The sequence below is a fragment of the Dactylosporangium sp. NPDC000521 genome (genome assembly GCF_042898305.1).
GTDB lineage: Bacteria > Actinomycetota > Actinomycetes > Mycobacteriales > Micromonosporaceae > Dactylosporangium.
Window position 1 is genome coordinate 280126 of the sequence record NZ_JBIAYW010000005.1, and the last position, 16764, is coordinate 296889.

The following is a 16764-nucleotide window of genomic DNA, read 5'->3' on the forward strand; positions in this document are numbered from 1 at the left end:
CTCGGCTGCGGCACTCCTGCACGACGGGCGGATCGTCGCGTTCTGCGAGGAGGAGCGGTTCAGCAGGATCAAGCACGACGGGGCTTCCCTGTCGGGGTGGTGCAGTGGTGCCTGCGCAGCGCGGGCATCACCCTCGGCGACGTCGACCACGTCGCGTACTTCTTCCAGGGCCGGCGCCTGCTGTGGCACGCGGGCAAGCACTTCCTGCGCTACCTCCCGGCCACCCTGGCCGTGCTGCGCAACGACGCCGGCGACTACGGCAAGGCCCGCGGCTTCCGCGAGACGACGACCCGGCGGGAGACGTCCACCAACGCCGACGACAGCCACATGGGCGGCACCCTGCTCACGCTGTGGCGCCGGGCGTCGCAGCTGGAGGGGCTGCTGCGGGCGGCGACCGGGCACGAGGGGCCGACGAAGCTCAAGGTGCACCTGGTCGACCACCACCACGCGCACGCGGGCAGCGCCCTGCACATCTCGCCGTGGGACGACGCCGCGATCATCGCCTGGGACGGCATCGGCAGCGACGGCACCAGCACGCTGCTCGCCGTCGGCGAGGGCGACCGGATCCACGACCTGCGGCGGGTGAAGTTCCCGCACTCGCTCGGCGCCATGTACGCCGACGTCACCGCCCGCGTGCAGACCGTCTCGCGCGGCGACAACCCGCTGTACCACGAGCTGATCAGCGAGTTCCACGCGCTGACCGGCGTGCCGATGGTGGTGAACACCTCGTTCAACGACAACGAGGAGCCGATCGTGTGCACACCGCAGGACGCGGTCCGCTGCTACCTCAAGACCGGCATGGACGCGCTCGCGCTCGGGCCGTTCTGGACGCAGAAGTGATCCGACGCTGGTGGTGGCTGGCGGCCGGGGTCGCCGGCGCCGCGATGACCGGGCTCATCATGGGGGTCCTGCCGCCGGACCGCACGATCGACAACCCGGCGGAGTTCCTGCTGCGGATCAGCCCGGTGCTGTTCGCGGTCGTCGCGATCGGCGGCTTCCCGCACCGGGCCGCACCGGGCCTGATCCTGCTCGCCGCCGTCGTCGTCGGGTACATGGGCATCCTGGACACCCTGTACGTGCTGCGGGTCGTCGCGCTCGCCGACGGCGGCGACTTCGCGCCGTTCTACCAGATGGCGATCTTCGTCAACGCGTTCACCGTCCTGGCGATCCTGTTCGGCTACCGGCTCGGCGGCGCGAGCACGGAGCGCGTGCTGCGGCTCGGGTTCGCGTCGGCGCTGGTGGTCGTGTCGGGCCTCAACGACCTGTCGTTCTACTACCTCAACGACTGGCCGGACGGGCGCCCGGCACGGCTGGACTGGGCGTCGCACATCACGGTGTTCGTCGGTGGCACGCCCACCCCGGCGGTCGCGATCGTCTTCTGCGCGGTGCACCTGCTGCTGGCCGCGGCCGTGCTCACCGTGCCGAGGTCCACACTTCGGCGTCGGCGAGAAACCCCGACGCCGTCCCCGGCACCGGCGTCCCCCCGACCGTGAGGGCGCCGTGCCCGCACCGGGCGAACACCGTGGACAGGTTTCGGCCGGTGCCCTGGAAGTCGTCCACGGTGATCAGGCGGTGCCCGGACGGCCCGCTCAGCTCGACCGTGATCCCGCCGCCGGTGGCCGTGCAGCCGGCGGCGAGGTCGAGCTCCACGGCGACCGGCGCCTCGGTGAGCGCCGGCTCGGGCCACGGCAGCCCCGCGACCTCGGGGAAGTGCCGGTTGAACGTGTCCGCCAGCCACCGGCCCAGCACCGGCCGGTCCGTGACGAGTGTGGTGCGGCCCTCGTGCCACAGGACGATCGCCCGCCCGGCGCCGTGCGCCGACCAGTCGACCCGCCACACCGACACGAACGCGACCGTCCGGCCGTCGCGCTCGACGGTCAGCCCGGGGTTCGCCCCCACCAGCAGCACCGGCATCGGCCGATCCTAGCGGCCGGCGGCGCGGATCCGGTCCGCCAGTGACGGCAGGTCGCCGGGGTTGCCGTGGTGCCAGTCCCAGAGGGTGCGGCAGCGGACGGTGGTGGCGACGTGGTGGCCGACGCTGAACACGGCCTCGGCGCGGAGGTGGCCGTCGCGGCGCATCCGGATCGTCAGGGAGGTGCCGGCGTCGCCGAGGCGGGCGGTGCCGCCGGGGCGCAGCGCCGCCAGGTCGTCGGCGAAGGCGGCCAGGTCGGGCCAGGGCACGAACAGGGTGCCGGAGCACGGGCGGTCCTCGCCCGGGTGGGGCAGCAGGGTGTCGCGGGGGACGTCGAGCGCGCAGTGGGCGTGCCGGGGGTCGCCGTCGGGCTGGTCCTGCCAGCTGCGCCCGCTGCCGGCCGCGATCCGCAGCCCGATGCCGTGCTCGGCGTCGAAGAACATCACCCGCGTCGTCATCAGAGGTGCTTCACGAACTTGAGGGCGTCGCGGCCCGGTCCGTCGTAGTCGCTGTGCACGGGTAGCCCGTCCACCGAGGTGTCGCCCGGCACGAGGGTGAAGCCGAGCCGGGTGTGGAAGGCGAGGGACTGCCGGTTCGCGACGCCGGTGATCGAGTGGACCTTCCGGACGCCGCGCGCCGCGACGTCGGCGCAGAAGCGGCGGTACAGCCCGCCGCCGACCCCGGTGCGGCGCAGCGCCGGCGAGACGCCGACGAAGTGGATGTAGCCGACCCCCGGGTCGGACTGCGACACGAATCCGACGAGGAACGCGCCGAGCCGGCCGCCGGGCAGGTCGAGCACGTAGCTGGTGTCGGTGAAGTGCTGGAAGTACAGGCGGGGCAGTAGCATCGCCCGGTACACGCTGCCGGACTCGCCGCCCAGGCCGCCCCACCATTCGTCCATGACCGCCATGACGCGGGCGTGGTCGTCCTCCGTCGGGTGCCGTAGCGTGTCGATCACCGTTCCATTGTCGCGCGCCGCATCGGGGTGCGCTGCTACGGTCGGGCCCATGTTCGAGCGCCACGGCGCCGCCGCGGTGAACCAGCCGACGAGGGTCGCGGCGATCGACGTCGGCGGCACCCGTACCAGGGTGGCGGCCGGCGACGGGACGGTCGTGCGCTTCCCGACGGACCCCGACTACGACCGGCAGCTCGCCCTGCTGCGGGAGGCGGTCCAGGGCCGGCCCGAGACCGTCGGCGTGTCGTTCGGCGGGCGGGTCACCCCGGACGGTGACGTGCGGGTCTCGCTGCACCTGCGCGGCTACGAGGGCCGGCCCCTGGGCCGCGACCTGGCGGCGGTGCTCGGCTGCCCGGTGCGGGTCGCCCACGACGCGACCTGTGGCCTGCTCGGCGAGCACGCCGCCGGCACGCTGCGCGGCGAGGACCGGTGCGGCTACCTCACCCTGTCGACCGGTGTCGGCGCGGCCGTGCGGCTCGGGCAGGGCGAGCACTTCGTGGCGCTGACCACCGAGGCCGGCCACCAGCTCGTCGAGGGCAACGACCGGCGCTGCGGCTGCGGGCAGACCGGCTGCCTGGAGACGCTGCTCGGCGGTGCGGAGCTGCGCCGGCGGCTGGGCCGTGGCCTGGAGAGCGTCGACGATCCGCGGTTCTGGCAGGTGTACGCGCAGCGCCTGGCCGCCGGCATCGCCAACTTCGCGCTCACCGCCGGACTGGAGGCGGTCGCGGTCGGCGGGGCGATCGCGGCGCGCCGGGCCGAGCTGTGGCCGCCGCTGCGGCGGGCGCTGGCGGACCGCCTCACGTATCAGGCGCTGCGCGTACACCTGGCGGCGACGGAGGACGCCCCGCTGGTGGGTGCGAGGGTGCTCGCCGGCACGCCGCCGACGAGCATCCTGCACTGAGCGGCTCTGTCAGCGGGCCTCGATCTCGACCCAGTCGAGGTCGCCGGCGTAGTAGTCGCAGCCGACGTCGCGCTGGTCGCACTCGGTCTTGCCGCCGATGGACAGCGGCCAGCTGTTGGAGATCGAGCCGGTCCAGCCGCCGCGGCGGGCCACGGTCCGGCCGTCGATCTCGAGGCTGACGCCGGAGCCGGTCCGCTCGCAGCGCACGACGTGCCACCAGCCGTCGTTGATCGGCCGGGGCGCCTGCACGATGATCGTGCCCCTGGAGCCGCGGAACAGGCACTGCACGATGCCGTTCGGGATCTGGAACTTGAAGTTGCCGCCCGAGGTGGTGGCCTGGCCCTTCTGGATGATGTTGCCGAACTTGTAGGTCGTGCGCAGCCTGAGCGTGACGGCGTAGTCGCGGCTGCCGGGGTCGAGGGCGGAGCTGTCCGGCACGGTCACCAGGTGCCGCGGGTGCGTGGGCGGACGGTCGGGCTCCAGCCGGGTGAACCGGTAGCCGGTCGCGCCGCGGACACCGACGTCGGTGATCACCTCGTCGCCGATCTTGCCGTGCAGGCCGTTGCCGCTGCTGTCGACCATCGTGCGGGCGCCCGGGCCTTCGTTCATCGACCAGACCGCCACCGGGTAGTGGCCGGTGCTGGCGCCGGCCGTGGCCGGCACCCCGACGACCAGGACCGCGGCCGCCGCCGCCACCGCCAGAACCCGCGTCACAGAGACCATGCAATACCCCCGAACTCAAAAAGTCCGCAATCCGGACAAACCAGATCGTAGACCTCGAAAGCTCCTACCCGGGGTGGGATCGCCGCAGCGTCGTCACACTCCTGTCGGCGCCTCCGGGTCCAGGGCGGCCTCGACGGCGGCGGCCTCCATGCCGCGCAGCAGGGCCTCGCCGTCGGCGGGGGAGACCACGTGCGTGTCCATGAAGATGATCGCCCGCACCGCGTCGTCGGGAAGGTCGTCGATGTGCACGATCAGCGGCTCGAACGGCACGTCCTGCCGGGTCGTCCACTCGAACGTCGCGTCCTTGCGGCCCTGGAACTCGGTGCTGCCCTCACCCGCGGTGCGGCGGTCGTTGAAGTACGCCGGCAGCTCCAGGTCGCCGCCCCGCTCCTCGACCACCCGGCGGACCAGCTCGTCGAGCTCCACCGGGTGGTAGTACGCGTGCTTGTACGTGGTCATGGCGCCGCGCTTGGCCCGGTCGAGGACCTCCGCGAGCGAGGCACCCGCCACGTCGAGCTGGCAGATGCCGTACTGGGCGAGCATGCACACGACCCGGTCCAGCCCGGGGCGGAACCGGTTGTTGACCATCGGCCGCAGCACCACCGGGTTGACCCCGGTGACCCGGGCGAGCGCGACGGCGAACACCGCGAGCAGCGCCGGCGCCGGCGGCACACCGGTCCGCTCGGTCACCGCCCGCAGCGCGGGCGCGAGGGCCCACGACGTGAGCTCGCCCCGCCAGTGCCGCGGCTCGGGCTTCTCGGCCGTGTCCGGGAACCGGCGCGGTGCCATGCCGCGCAGGATGCCCTCCCAGTGCCGCAGCGCCAGGGTGTTCTGCCGCTGGCCGGCCGGCGACGCCTGCCACCGGGCCTGCTCCAGGGGCTGCAGCTCCGGGATCGGCGTCTCCACCCGGGTGGCGAGGTCCTCCAGCATCACCCCGGTGCCGAAGCCGTCGGCGACCAGGTGGCACATGACCACGACGAGGTGGGTCAGTTCGCCGCCGGACCGCACCGCCGTCATCCTGACCGGCCAGTCCTCGGCGAAGTCGTACTCGGTCTCCTGCAGCCGCAGCCGGACCGCCTCCGCGACGGCCGCCGGGTCGTCGTCACCCGCGTCGACGATGTCGAGCGTGATCTCACCGGCCGCGGCCACGACCTGGCTGGGGCGCCCCTCGGCGTCGAACCGCAGCCTCGTCCGCGCCGTCGGGAAACGGCTCATCATGTACCGCAGCTGCTCGGCGACGTCGTCGACGGTGGTGCCCGCGGGCAGTGGCCCCCAGGCGCCGTTCGGCAGCCACGAGCGCTGGCGGACCATCGCCTGCCAGATGTCCTGCTGCCCCCACGACAGCTCGGCCTCCCCGGCACCGTCCCCGGCGAACGCCACGTTGATTCGTTCGGCAACCGTGGTCATCGGATTCCTTCCGTGGATACTTCGGCCTTCAGGCCGGAGAGGAAACGGAACTCCTGCGGAGCAGGGCAGGGAAAGCCGATCCGCCGCCAAGGCGGATGGGCGTTTGCCTGTGTGTCACCGCAAGGTTCACCATTCGGGCCGCTATCGTGTGGGCCGTGTCCAGGGTTGTGAAGCGGGCGTTCAGGTACCGCTTCTACCCGACTCCCGGGCAGGCTGCCGAGCTTGCCCGGACGTTCGGGTGTGTCCGACTGGTCTACAACCTGGCGTTGCAGGCCCGGACCGAGGCGTGGACACTGCGCCGGGAACGGGTCAATTACCACGCCACCAGCGCGATGCTGACCGCGTGGAAGAAGACCGAGGACCTGGCGTTCCTCAACGAGGTCTCCTGCGTGCCGTTGCAGCAGGCGCTGCGCCACTTGCAGGTGGCGTTCACGAACTTCTTCGCCAAGCTGGCGGGGTATCCGACGTTCAAGTCCAGGAAGCGGTCGCGCCGCTCGGCGGAGTACACGACCAGCGCGTTCCGCTGGCGCGACGGCCGGCTCACTCTGGCGAAGATGACTGAGCCCCTGGACATCGTGTGGTCCCGGCCGCTGCCCGAAGGAGCCTCGCCATCCACGGTCACCGTGTCCCAGGACACCGCCGGCCGATGGTTCGTCTCGCTGCTCTGTGACGATGTGATCCCCGACGCTGCGGCAACGGGCGCGGTCGGTGTCGACGCAGGGCTCAACAGCCTGCTCACCCTGTCCACCGGGGAGAAGATCACCAGCCCCAGGCATGAACGCCGGGACCGGGCCGCACTCGCCCGCGCCCAAGGCAACCTCGCCAGGAAAGAGAAGGGCTCCGCGAACCGGGCGAAGGCACGGCTGAAGGTCGCCGGCGTCCACGCCCGGATCACCGACCGGCGCCGCGACCACCTGCACAAACTGAGCACTCGGCTCGTTCGTGAGAACCAAACGATCGTGATCGAGGACCTGACCGTCCGCAACATGGTCAAAAACCACCACCTCGCCCGCGCCGTCTGCGACGCGGCCTGGCGGCAGTTCCGCACCATGCTCGAATACAAGACCCAATGGCACGGCCGCACCCTGGTCGCCGTGGACCGCTGGTTCCCGTCGTCCAAACTGTGCAGCGTCTGCGGTGCGCTCGCTGAACGGATGCCGCTGCACGTCAGGTCGTGGACCTGCCGGTGCGGCACCATCCACGACCGCGACGTCAACGCGGCCCGCAACATCCTCGCGGAGGGGCTCTCCGTGATCGCCTGTGGAGGCGGTGTAAGACCTCAACGAGAGTCCTCTCGGACGGGGCAGTCGTCGGTGAAGCAGGAACCCCCTGGGGTGACCCAGGGAATTCTCGCCCTTTAGGGCGGGGAGGACTGTCAAGCCATACCTCCGCCTCGAAGGCGCCGATCGTAGCGGATCATGGTGTCCGGTCTGCTACATGGTTTGTGGTGGTGCCTGCCATACCGGTGTTCGGCTGGTGTACGGGCGTGTGCCGGCCGCTCGGACCCGGTGGAATCGACGGCATGGAGACGGATGTCGTCACGCTCGACAGGGTGCACCGGCGGTTCGGCGCGGGGGACCGGGCGGTCACCGCACTGCACGAGGTCACGCTCGGGTTCGCGGCCGGGACGTTCACCGCGGTGATGGGCCCGTCCGGGTCCGGCAAGAGCACGCTGCTGCAGTGCGCCGCGGGGCTGGACCGGCCGACCGGCGGCACCGTCACCGTCGCCGGGACCGACCTGTCGACGCTGTCGGAGACCGGGCTGACGCTGCTGCGGCGGGACCGGATCGGCTTCGTGTTCCAGGCGTTCAACCTGCTGCCGTCGCTGACCGCGGAGCAGAATGTGGCGCTGCCGCTGCGCCTCGCGGGCCGGCGGCCGGCGCGCGCCGAGGTCCGCGCCGTCCTCGACGCCGTCGGGCTCGGCGGCCGGGGAAGGCACCGGCCGGCGGAACTGTCCGGCGGGCAGCAGCAGCGGGTCGCGATCGCCCGGGCGCTCGTCACCCGGCCCGCGGTCCTGTTCGCCGACGAGCCGACCGGTGCGCTGGACTCCGCGACCGGGCGGGACGTGCTGCGGCTGCTGCGGTCCCTGGTGTCCACAGCGGACGGTGACCGCCGGCAGACCGTCGTCATGGTCACCCACGACCCTCTGGCCGCGTCCTACGCCGACCGGGTCGTGTTCCTCGCCGACGGGCGGCTCGCGGGCGCCCTGGACCGGCCGACCCCGCAGGCCGTCGCCGCGCGCATGACGTCCCTGGAGGCGGTCTCGTGCTGAGCATCGCCACGCAGACGTTGCGGGCGCGGTGGGCGTCGTTCGCCGGGGTGTTCGTGGCGCTGTCGCTGGGCGCGTGCCTGCTCGCCACGACGGGCCTGACGATCGCCTCGACCGTCTCCGACGGCCGTTCGCCGGTCTGGTACGCGCTGCCGGCCGTCGTCGTCACCGGCAACCAGACCGTCAGCGTCACCGTCGACGAGGGCGACGGGGAGCACTCCACGGCCAGCACCCGGGCCCGCCGCCCGCAGCAGCTGCCGGCCGGCACCGCCGAGCGGCTGGCCGCGCTGCCCGGCGCGACCGTCGTCGTGGACCGTGCCGTCCCGGTCGACGTCGGCGGCGTCGCGCTGGAGGCGCACCCGTGGTCGAGTGCGGGGCTGCATCCGTACACCATGCGCGACGGCCGGCCGCCGCGCGCGGACGACGAGGTCGTGCTCCCCGAGATGACCGGCGCCCGCCCGGGTGACCGTGCCGAGGTGTCGACGCCGCTGGGGCCGCGGGTGCTGGTCGTCGCCGGGATCGTCACCGGCCCGCCCGCCGCCTACCTCACCGACCCGGCCGCGGCGGCGCTGGCCGGAGGGCGGGTCGACGCGATCGCCGTCGACGGGGTCACCGCGGCGCAGGTCCGCGGCGTCGTCGGGCCCGGCCCGGCCGTGCTCACCGGCGACCGCCGGGCCGGCGCCGAACCCGACCCCGGCGGCGACCTCCTCGCCGCCGCCGCGTCGCTGCTCGGGACCACCGCCGGCGTCGCATTGTTCGTGTCGGTGTTCGTCGTCGCCGGCACGTTCGCGTTCGCGGTCGTGCAGCGCCGGCAGGAGCTCGCGCTGCTGCGCGCCGCCGGGGCCACCCCTCGCCAGGTGCGGCGGCTCGTCCTCGGCGAGTCCCTCATCGTCGGCGTCGTCGCCGGCCTCGGTGGGTGCCTGGCCGGCCTGCTGGTGGCGCCGCCGTTCGCGGCGTGGCTGGCCCGGTCCGGGTTCGCGCCGCCCGGGTTCACCGCCCGGTTCATCCTGTGGCCGCTGCTCGCCGCGTTCGGGGTGAGCCTGCTCGTCGCGCTCGCCGGCGCGGCCGTCGCCGCCCGGCGGGCCGGCAAGGTCCGCCCGATCGAGGCGCTGCGGGAGGCGGCCGCGGAGCGGCGGGTCATGACCGCCGGCCGGTGGGTCTTCGGCGTGCTGTTCCTCGGCGGCGCGGCCACGCTGCTGGCCGTCATCCCGTCCCTCGGCGGGGAGGCGATCGCCCTCGTCCTGGTCGACGCGCAGCTGGCCATCACCGGGATCGCGCTGCTGGCACCGGTTTTCGCGCCGCGGCTCGCGTGGCTGGCCGGGCTGCTGGTGCCCGGCGTCGCCGGCGCGCTCGCCCGCGACAACGCCCGCACCTCGGTCCGGCGGACCGCGTCGACGGTCGCGCCGATCCTCGTCACGGTCGGCATCGCGGCGGCGACGTTCGCGGCGACGGCGACGCTCTGGGACGCCTCCGAGCGCGCGTCGGCCGGCCGCGTGACCGCCGGCTCCATCGCCCTGCCGGTGGGGTCTGCCGGCATTCCCGTCGCCTCCGCCCCGGGGGCTTCTGGTCCTTCGGGTGCTTCCGGTCCTTCGGGTGCTCTTGCTGGCGTTCCGACGGCACAGTCCGTCGTGTACGTGCCGACCGACGACTATCCGGAGCAGTTCGACGCCCTGTACACCGGACCGGGCATCGACAGTGTGCTGCGGCTGCCGGTGCGCTCCGGCTCGGTCGCCGACCTCGCGGGCACCGACACCGTCGTGGCCGGCGCCGGGCTGGCCCGCGCCGCGGGCTGGCGGACCGGCGGCACGGCGACGCTGTGGCTGGACGACGCCTCGCCCGTCCAGCTACGGGTCGTGGCGGTGCTGGAGCCGTCGATCGACCTCGACGAGACGGTCCTGCTGCCGTGGGCGCTGCGGGCGGCGCACGCCCCACGGACCGGCGCCGACGCGGTCTACCTCACCGGGTCCACGCTGGACGGTGCGCGGGTCGTCACCGCCGCCGAGTACTTCCGGTCGCTGAACGCCGCGCAGCGCCGCCTCAACCACCTGGCGCTGGTCGCCGTGCTCGGCATGGCGCTGGTGTACACGTCGATCGCGATCGCCAACACGCTCGTCATGGCCACCGGTGCGCGCGTGCGGGACCTCGCCGTCCTGCGCCTCGGCGGCGCCACGCCACGGCAGGTGCTCGCGATGATCGCGGTGGAGGCGCTGCTGCTGGGCGCCACGGGGATCCTGCTCGCCGGCGTCGTCACCGCGGGGATGCTGGCCGGGCTGCGGTCTGGGCTGCGGTCTGAGCTCGCCGGTCTCGTGGCCGATCCGCGCACCGTGGTGCCGTGGACGCCGATCGGGGTGATCGCCGCGGTGTGCGTGGCGATCACCCTCGTCGCGAGCCTGGTGCCGGCCGCCGTCGCCCTGCGGACGCCGCCGGGGCGCCTGTCCTCCGTCCGGGAGTGACAGGTCTATGGTCGGGGCCATGGCGTTGTTCGGGCTCGGACCGATCGGGCAGATCGCCCGGCACGTGAGCGACATCGGCCGGGCGGTCGACTTCTACGGCGGGGTGCTCGGCCTGCCGCACCTGTACACCTTCGGCGGTCTGGCGTTCTTCGACTGCTCCGGCACCCGGTTGTTCCTCAGCCGGCCCGAGTCCGGTGCGTTCGACCCGGCCGCCCAGTCGATCATCTACTTCCGGGTGCCGGACATCCACGCCGCCCATGACTCGCTGACCGGCCGCGGCGTCACCTTCCAGTCGCCGCCGACGATGATCCACCGGCACGAGAACGGGGTGGAGGAGTGGATGGCGTTCTTCGCCGACCCCGACGGTTCGCTGCTGGCCGTCATGGCGTAGTTCCTCGAGCGGCCTCGGCCGGGTCGTCGGCCGGGTCGTCGGCCGGGTCGTCGGCCGGGTCGTCGGTCAGGGCTTCGGTCAGGGCTTCGGTCAGGCGAGCGCCGGCGGGGCGGCGCGGAGGGCGCGGCCGAGCATCGTCCTGACTACCAGTGGGTGGATGCGGCCGACCACGGCCAGGTAGGCGCGGCCGCGGCGGGTGCGGGGACGGGCGAGGGTCGAGCAGACCACCGACTCCGCGTCGACGAACAGCGAGATCCGCAGGTCGAAGTGGCGGGTGTCGGCGCCGAACAGGACCTCGTCGGCGCGGGCGTCCAGCGGCGCGAACACCTCCCTGGTGTCGAGCGGCTCCAGGCCCGGGATGTGGTTGCGCAGCCGCATCAGCGCGCCGACCCAGCGCGGCGGGCGGCCGAACATCGCGGCCCGCCACGCGGCCGGGTCGGCGCTCGCGCCCGGCGGCCGCCTGCCCTGCCACGCGTCCATCAGGTCGACCCGGTCCAGCGTCCCGGCCGCGAGCCGCGCGCCGCCGGGGAGCGGCACCCGCCGCGGCCCCCTGCTGAACGCGCGGCGCAGCAGCCGTACCCACGGTGACCAGCGGGCCGGTCGGCGCACGGTGCCGGTGCCGGCGCGCTCGGCGTTGTCGAGCAGGTCCTGCAGCAGCGCCTCGTGCAGCCACCGGATGGCGACGGGCCACAGCACCCGCATCGCGCCGGTGAGCCGGCCCCGGATGACGTGCACGACCGCGGTGCCGTCGCCGTCGGGCTCGATCCGCAGCTCGTGCTCGCCGACGACGCCGATCGCCGGGTCGAACCGGCACCGCAGCAGCCGGCCGGGGACGTGCTCGACGACGTCGTACCGGATCATGCCGTGCCCGCCGGACGCGCCGGGGCCGAGCGGCCGGTCGAACCGCATCGGCGGCCACGCCCTGACCGGCCACAGCGGGTCGTCTGGCCCGGCGAGCCGGTCCAGCAACGCGCCCATCCGCTCCGCCGGCGCGTCGATCGTGCGGCGTTGAACGTTCTCCATGGCTGCCTGCCCGTCCCTCGTTCCGTACGGTGCCGTATGGAGGAACCGTACGCTACCGTATGGGCATGGCACAACGGCGGCTCAGCGCGGAGGACTGGACGGCGGCGGCACTGGCCGCGATCGCCGACGGAGGGCTGCCCGCGGTCGCGGTCGAGCCCATCGCGGCCCGGCTGGGCGCCACCAAGGGCAGCTTCTATTGGCACTTCGCCAACCGCGACGCGCTCATCGAGGCGACCATGCAGCTGTGGGAGCGCGCCTGCACCGACGCGATCATCGACCTGGTGGAGGCGGCGGGGGACCCGCCGCGGAAGCTGTCGCTGCTGTTCACGACGGTGCTCGGGCACGCCCGGTCGAGCCGCCTGGAGACCAACGTCCTCGCCGTCGCCGACCACCCGCTGGTCGCGCCGGTGGTGCACCGGGTGACCCGCCGCCGTCTGGAGTACGTCGAGCAGCTGTTCACCGAGGCCGGGTTCGCGCCGGACGAGGCCGGACGGCGGGCGCTGCTGGCGTATTCGGCGTACGTCGGGCAGGCGGAGCTCGCCGCCCGCCTGCCGTCGCTGCTCCCGGCCGACGCCGGCGGCCAGGGCGCCTACCTCGACACCGTCCTGGGTGCCCTCTTGTCGCCGCCCCATTCGGTGACGTAGCGTTTCTGGATACACGACGTTTCTGAGTTGGGCGGTGCGAGTTGGCGCGGCTGACCCGCGTACAGCAGCAGCAACGGACGCATGAGCAGCTGCTGGACGCCGGTCTGGCCGTCCTGCTGCGGCGCGGATATCTGAGCGCGACGGTCGAGGAGATCGCCGCCGAGGCCGGCTTCACGCGCGGCGCCGTCTACAAGCACTTCGGCGGCAAGGAAGGCCTGTGGCAGGCGATCGTCGACGCCCGGGCCGGCGCGCTGCTGGACGGGCTGCGGGCCGCCCTGGACCGCGCGGGCAGCCACGCCGAGCTGCTGGCGGTGCTCAACCCGGCGGCGTTCGTCAGTGACCCGGCGGCGGCCCGCTGGACCGTGGTCTCCGCCGAGCATCTCGCCGCCGTCGCGGGCCGGTCCGCACACCAGGCCGCGACCCAGCGCCGCCTCGACGAGGCGGTCGCCGCCGACCTCGACCGCCACTGCCGCCGGCTGGGGATCCGGCCGGCGGTGCCGCTGGAGCAGTTCGTGGTGGCGTGGAGCGCGCTCGGCGGCGGCCTCGCGCTCCTGCACGCCGTCGACCCGTCGACCGACGTGGCGACGGTCGCCGCCGGCGTGCTCGCCGCACTGCTGCCCGCACCGTCGTCGCAACCGTCGTCGGCGCCGGCGGCGTCAGTGGAAGGGGGCGCGCGTGGAGTCAGTTGAGCGGCGGTCGGCGTTCATGGCGTGGCTGCGCCGGCGGTTCCGGCTCCTCGGCGGGGTGGCCGGCGCGGTCTCGCACGCCGACACAGGACCGTACGCTGGCGCACCGCGCGACCCCGACCTGCGCGTCGGCGACGAGAAGTCGTACTCGACCGTGCGGTACACCACCCAGCACATCGCGTACACGACGATCGGCACCGGTGAGGGCGAGTGCCGCAGGTGCGGCCGCCCGCTCGTCGACCTGCACCGGCTCGAATACGTCCGCGGCGACACCCGCGTGCCGGTCGGGGCCGTGCGCACCTGCCGCGGCTGCCAGACCGACTCGTGGCTGCTGCGCTCCCGGATGCCGGCGGTGTCGCGCGCCCGCGACACCGCCCGCAAGCACGTCGTCTAGATCACGTCGTAGGAGAGCATGACGACGCCGGTGGACGTGGGGGTGCAGTCCACGAGCGACAGCCGCCGCGGGGTGGCCGCGCCGCGGAACAGGCGCTTGCCGGTGCCGAGCAGCAGCGGGTGCAGGAACAGGCGGTAGCCGTCCACCAGGTCCTCGGCGATCAGGTCCTGGACGAGCACGCCGCTGCCCAGCACCGCGATCGTGCCCTCCCCGTCGGCCTTGAGCTTGCGCACCGAGGGCCCGAGCGGGCCGTCGAGCACGTGCGCGTTGTTCCACGTCAGCGACTGCGGCGTGCGGGTCGCGACGTACTTCACGGTCGAGTTCAGGTGAGCCGCCATGGGGTTCGTGTCGGGCTGCCCGGGCCAGAACGCGAGCATGTGCTCGTAGGTGCGGCGCCCGAACAGGTACGCCGTCGTCGACGCCAGGCCCTCCAGCGCGGCGGCCGCCTGGCGGTCGTCGAAGTACGGCGCGCCCCAGCCGCCGTGCTCGAACCCGCCGTCGCGGTCGTCGTCCGGCGACGCCAGACCCTGCATGACCCCGTCCAGGGTCAGGAACTCGATCACGGTCAGCTTGCGCATGTGTACCTCCAGGTGTGCGGACTCGCTTTCACCTGCTGTACGAATTCGCCGCTCCCGGATCGACATCCCGCCGGCGCCAACCGAGCGCAGGGCCGAGGTTCGTGGCGATGTCGGTGAGGATCTGCAGGTAGTCCTCATGCTCGAACGTGAACGGCAGCGCGAACGCCACCTCCCGCACCTCCTGATACCCGGCGTGCGCGTGCAGCCGCTCCGCGATCAGCGCCGACGGCCCGACCAGATCCGGGGCGAACATCATCCGGGCCGGTCCCTGTGGCGTCGCCGTGCGCGGGGTGCGCTGCTCCGCGTACACCTCGTAACGGCGCCGCTGCTCAGGCGTCGCGGAGTCCGTCGGGATGACCACCAGGCCCTGCGAGACGCGCGCCCGGTCGCCGTCGGGGTGCGCGGCGCGGAACGCGCGGATGTGCGAGCGCTGGATCTCGGCGAAGTCTTCCGACTCCTCTGCCTTCACCACGCTGCTGGTCAGGAAGTTCATGCCGTGCTCGCCCGCCCAGCGGGCCGAGGCGAGGCTGCCCCCGCCGTACCACATCCGGCTGCCGAGACCGGGGGAGTGCGGCTGCACGCGGTCGGAGAACACCTCGAAGCCTTCCGTGCCGGCCTCGGTGACCGGAACCCCGCGGACCAGGTCGAGCAGCCGCCGCACCCGGTCGTAGCCGAAGTCCTCGGCCTCGGCGGTGTGCGGGTACAGCGCGTCCTTCACCCGCTCGAAGTGCATCGGCGGCCCGACGCTCACGCCCGGGTTGAGCCGCCCGCCCGACAGCACGTCCACGGTCGCCAGATCCTCGGCGAGCCGTAGCGGGTTCTCCCAGCCGAGCGGGATGACGGCGGTGCCGAGCTCGATCCTGCTGGTCCGCTGCGTCGCCGCGGCGAGCACCGCCACCGGCGACGAGATTCCGAACTGCAGGTGCCGGTGCCGCACCCACGCACTGTCGAACCCGAGGCGCTCCCCGAGCTCGATCACCTCCAGCGTCGACTCGTGACCCTTGCGCGGATCCGCCTCGTCGAACAGCCCGATCGTCAGAAAGCCCAGCTTCTCCAGTGCCACGCTGTAGATTATCCGCCCGTGACCGGCACGGGCGTCTTCTGCGGGGCGTCTTCTACGAGGCGGCTGCTACGGGGCGGCTGCTACGGGGACGGCGATTGTGATGGCCGCCGGGACGGCGCGGGCCTTGAGCTTGCGGACCTCGGTCCGGGAGCCGCCGTCGAGCTCCAGCAGCACCGGCTCCGCGAACCGCACCTTGACCTTGCGGGCACTCGCCACCCGCACGAACGGCGAGCCGTCGGTCCGTCCGAACGCCATCCTCCCCAGCGTCCGCGCCCACTGCAGGGCGCCGTGCGCGGTGGACACCCCGACCTCCAGCCGCCCGTCGAACGGACTCGCGTCGTCGAACGCCTCGATCCCGCCGGCGATGGTGCCGATGTTGCCGAGCAGCACACAGGTGGCCGGCCCGGAGAACCACTGCGCCCCGTCCAGCTCGACGGTCACCTCGACAGGCTCGTCCTTGACATGCCGGATGGCGGTGCCGAAGTACGCCAGCTTCCCCGCCCGGCTCTTCATCCCCCGATCGGCATCATCGATCATCGCCGCGTCGAACCCGGCACCCGCCATCACCGCGAAGTGCTCCCCGCCGACCTTCCCCAGGTCGAACCGCCGCCGCGTCCCCTCCAGCCCGATCCTCACCGCCTCGCCGATGTCCTGCGGAATGTCCAGTGACGTGGCGAACAGGTTCGCGGTCCCGGCCGGAACGATCGCCAGCGCCACGTCCGACCCGGCAAGCGTGTCGACGCACCGCTGCACCATGCCGTCGCCGCCCCAGACGAAGACCAGGTCCGCACCTTGTTCGACGGCCTTGCGCACCTGCTTCGGCGCCTTCCGGCTCTTGGGCACCTCCCGCCAGTCAGGCGCCTCGACACCCGCCCGGGTCAGCTCCCGCCGAAGCTCGTCAAGCCCCCCACCGATGCTCTTCCCAGCATGCGCAATCACAGCGACCTTCACACCCGCCCCGGTACCCATCCGCACCTTCCGTTAAGCACCCCCCATCACCGACCGCCCCATGCCGGCCCGGCGCCCACCGGCGTGACGATCGAACGCCGGATCCGGTCATGGCGGGGTTCCATCCTTCGATCAACCCGGTCGCGCCGCGATTCTGGCGCCTCGCGTCACCTCACCTCGCCTCCTGCATTCGACGGTGCTCGCACTTGAACCGGCGGGTGGTCCGGAGCCGTCGCGCACGACCCTCCAACCGCGCAGGACCCTGAACCGCGCAGGACCATCGAGCCGCGCAGGACCCTGAACCGCGCAGGACCATCGAGCCGCCGCGCCGCCCGTGGTGGACACCCGGCACCAGATCGCTGTCGCGAGCACGGCTGCGGTCACCGTCGTGCACCACCCGTGCCTACGCACTGCGGT

The 16764-nt window shown here is 73.2% G+C and carries 19 protein-coding genes; 10 read left to right on the forward strand and 9 right to left on the reverse strand.

Annotation, left to right across the window (positions count from 1 at the left end; genetic code table 11):
• The first annotated feature begins 96 nt into the window (after positions 1–96).
• Together ACFY3L_RS19280 and ACFY3L_RS19285 are read left to right on the forward strand one after the other, a co-directional pair.
• A complete protein-coding gene (locus ACFY3L_RS19280) occupies positions 97–840 on the forward strand; it encodes a carbamoyltransferase C-terminal domain-containing protein (protein ID WP_389325300.1) in 744 nt (247 codons plus the stop codon).
• The gene (locus ACFY3L_RS19285; protein WP_389325303.1) at positions 837–1493 is read left to right on the forward strand and encodes a hypothetical protein; all 657 of its coding nucleotides are present in this window, start codon (positions 837–839) and stop codon (positions 1491–1493) included. The genes ACFY3L_RS19280 and ACFY3L_RS19285 overlap by 4 nt, the downstream gene beginning before the upstream one ends.
• Here ACFY3L_RS19285 and ACFY3L_RS19290 read toward each other — a convergent pair.
• Genes ACFY3L_RS19290 through ACFY3L_RS19300 form a run of 3 tightly spaced genes read right to left on the reverse strand, consistent with a single transcriptional unit; the run spans position 1414 to position 2870 of the window.
• Positions 1414–1914 carry a hypothetical protein gene (locus tag ACFY3L_RS19290; protein ID WP_389325306.1) on the reverse strand — a complete coding sequence of 167 codons (501 nt, stop codon included), beginning with the start codon at positions 1912–1914 and terminating at the stop codon, positions 1414–1416. The two genes, ACFY3L_RS19285 and ACFY3L_RS19290, sit on opposite strands and share 80 nt — an antisense overlap.
• 9 nt (positions 1915–1923) lie before the next feature.
• Positions 1924–2370, reverse strand: a complete 447-nt coding sequence (locus tag ACFY3L_RS19295) for a hypothetical protein (protein ID WP_389325309.1) — start codon at positions 2368–2370, stop codon at positions 1924–1926.
• Positions 2370–2870: a GNAT family N-acetyltransferase gene (locus ACFY3L_RS19300; protein WP_389325312.1), complete on the reverse strand. Its 501-nt coding sequence runs from the start codon at positions 2868–2870 to the stop codon at positions 2370–2372. The genes ACFY3L_RS19295 and ACFY3L_RS19300 overlap by 1 nt, the downstream gene beginning before the upstream one ends.
• 49 nt (positions 2871–2919) lie before the next feature.
• Between ACFY3L_RS19300 and ACFY3L_RS19305 the strand changes: the two genes are divergently transcribed.
• On the forward strand, positions 2920–3768 hold the full coding sequence (locus ACFY3L_RS19305) for an ROK family protein (protein WP_389325315.1): 849 nt from the start codon (positions 2920–2922) through the stop codon (positions 3766–3768).
• A 9-nt stretch (positions 3769–3777) separates the two neighbouring features.
• Here the strand turns inward: ACFY3L_RS19305 and ACFY3L_RS19310 are convergent, their stop codons facing one another.
• Complete coding sequence (locus ACFY3L_RS19310) at positions 3778–4491, reverse strand: laminin G domain-containing protein (protein WP_389325318.1); 714 nt, start codon at positions 4489–4491, stop codon at positions 3778–3780.
• A gap of 93 nt (positions 4492–4584) precedes the next feature.
• A complete protein-coding gene (locus tag ACFY3L_RS19315) occupies positions 4585–5898 on the reverse strand; it encodes a condensation domain-containing protein (RefSeq protein ID WP_389325321.1) in 1314 nt (437 codons plus the stop codon).
• 155 nt (positions 5899–6053) lie between these two features.
• On the opposite strand from ACFY3L_RS19315, the gene ACFY3L_RS19320 reads away from it, so the two are divergent.
• From ACFY3L_RS19320 to ACFY3L_RS19335, 4 genes are all read left to right on the forward strand, one after another.
• Complete coding sequence (locus ACFY3L_RS19320; RefSeq protein ID WP_389325324.1) at positions 6054–7259, forward strand: RNA-guided endonuclease InsQ/TnpB family protein; 1206 nt, start codon at positions 6054–6056, stop codon at positions 7257–7259.
• A 161-nt stretch (positions 7260–7420) separates the two neighbouring features.
• Positions 7421–8170, forward strand: coding sequence for an ABC transporter ATP-binding protein (locus ACFY3L_RS19325; protein WP_389325327.1), 750 nt, complete (start codon positions 7421–7423; stop codon positions 8168–8170).
• Positions 8164–10620 carry an ABC transporter permease gene (locus ACFY3L_RS19330; protein WP_389325330.1) on the forward strand — a complete coding sequence of 819 codons (2457 nt, stop codon included), beginning with the start codon at positions 8164–8166 and terminating at the stop codon, positions 10618–10620. Before ACFY3L_RS19325 ends, ACFY3L_RS19330 begins: the two co-directional genes overlap by 7 nt.
• 19 nt (positions 10621–10639) lie before the next feature.
• Complete coding sequence (locus tag ACFY3L_RS19335; protein WP_389325333.1) at positions 10640–11011, forward strand: VOC family protein; 372 nt, start codon at positions 10640–10642, stop codon at positions 11009–11011.
• Between the two features lie 90 nt (positions 11012–11101).
• On the opposite strand, the gene ACFY3L_RS19340 is transcribed toward ACFY3L_RS19335, so the two are convergent.
• Positions 11102–12034, reverse strand: a complete 933-nt coding sequence (locus ACFY3L_RS19340; protein ID WP_389325336.1) for a DUF2867 domain-containing protein — start codon at positions 12032–12034, stop codon at positions 11102–11104.
• Between the two features lie 65 nt (positions 12035–12099).
• Here ACFY3L_RS19340 and ACFY3L_RS19345 point away from each other — a divergent pair, with 65 nt between their 5' ends.
• From ACFY3L_RS19345 to ACFY3L_RS19355, 3 genes are read left to right on the forward strand one after another with little or no spacing between them, the layout of a single operon-like run.
• The gene (locus ACFY3L_RS19345; RefSeq protein WP_389325339.1) at positions 12100–12678 is read left to right on the forward strand and encodes a TetR/AcrR family transcriptional regulator; all 579 of its coding nucleotides are present in this window, start codon (positions 12100–12102) and stop codon (positions 12676–12678) included.
• A gap of 41 nt (positions 12679–12719) precedes the next feature.
• Complete coding sequence (locus ACFY3L_RS19350; RefSeq protein ID WP_389325342.1) at positions 12720–13367, forward strand: TetR/AcrR family transcriptional regulator; 648 nt, start codon at positions 12720–12722, stop codon at positions 13365–13367.
• A complete protein-coding gene (locus ACFY3L_RS19355) occupies positions 13354–13758 on the forward strand; it encodes a hypothetical protein (protein WP_389325345.1) in 405 nt (134 codons plus the stop codon). The genes ACFY3L_RS19350 and ACFY3L_RS19355 overlap by 14 nt, the downstream gene beginning before the upstream one ends.
• Here the strand turns inward: ACFY3L_RS19355 and ACFY3L_RS19360 are convergent.
• The 3 genes from ACFY3L_RS19360 to ACFY3L_RS19370 form a co-directional block, all read right to left on the reverse strand.
• A complete protein-coding gene (locus ACFY3L_RS19360; RefSeq protein ID WP_389325348.1) occupies positions 13755–14336 on the reverse strand; it encodes a dihydrofolate reductase family protein in 582 nt (193 codons plus the stop codon). The genes ACFY3L_RS19355 and ACFY3L_RS19360 overlap by 4 nt on opposite strands.
• 28 nt (positions 14337–14364) lie before the next feature.
• Positions 14365–15399 carry an LLM class flavin-dependent oxidoreductase gene (locus ACFY3L_RS19365; protein WP_389325351.1) on the reverse strand — a complete coding sequence of 345 codons (1035 nt, stop codon included), beginning with the start codon at positions 15397–15399 and terminating at the stop codon, positions 14365–14367.
• Between the two features lie 66 nt (positions 15400–15465).
• Complete coding sequence (locus ACFY3L_RS19370) at positions 15466–16338, reverse strand: diacylglycerol/lipid kinase family protein (protein ID WP_389325354.1); 873 nt, start codon at positions 16336–16338, stop codon at positions 15466–15468.
• Positions 16339–16764 lie beyond the last annotated feature (426 nt).

What these genes read in the sequence shown, in the direction of transcription:
- ACFY3L_RS19340 (WP_389325336.1), bottom strand. Translation starts at nt 12,034, where the DNA reads ATGGAGAACGTTCAACGCCGCACGATCGACGCGCCGGCGGAGCGGATG.
- ACFY3L_RS19325 (WP_389325327.1), top strand. Translation starts at nt 7,421, where the DNA reads ATGGAGACGGATGTCGTCACGCTCGACAGGGTGCACCGGCGGTTCGGC.
- ACFY3L_RS19345 (WP_389325339.1), top strand. Translation starts at nt 12,100, where the DNA reads ATGGCACAACGGCGGCTCAGCGCGGAGGACTGGACGGCGGCGGCACTG.
- ACFY3L_RS19360 (WP_389325348.1), bottom strand. Translation starts at nt 14,336, where the DNA reads ATGCGCAAGCTGACCGTGATCGAGTTCCTGACCCTGGACGGGGTCATG.
- ACFY3L_RS19335 (WP_389325333.1), top strand. Translation starts at nt 10,640, where the DNA reads ATGGCGTTGTTCGGGCTCGGACCGATCGGGCAGATCGCCCGGCACGTG.
- ACFY3L_RS19295 (WP_389325309.1), bottom strand. Translation starts at nt 2,370, where the DNA reads ATGACGACGCGGGTGATGTTCTTCGACGCCGAGCACGGCATCGGGCTG.
- ACFY3L_RS19290 (WP_389325306.1), bottom strand. Translation starts at nt 1,914, where the DNA reads ATGCCGGTGCTGCTGGTGGGGGCGAACCCCGGGCTGACCGTCGAGCGC.
- ACFY3L_RS19305 (WP_389325315.1), top strand. Translation starts at nt 2,920, where the DNA reads ATGTTCGAGCGCCACGGCGCCGCCGCGGTGAACCAGCCGACGAGGGTC.
- ACFY3L_RS19315 (WP_389325321.1), bottom strand. Translation starts at nt 5,898, where the DNA reads ATGACCACGGTTGCCGAACGAATCAACGTGGCGTTCGCCGGGGACGGT.
- ACFY3L_RS19310 (WP_389325318.1), bottom strand. Translation starts at nt 4,491, where the DNA reads ATGGTCTCTGTGACGCGGGTTCTGGCGGTGGCGGCGGCGGCCGCGGTC.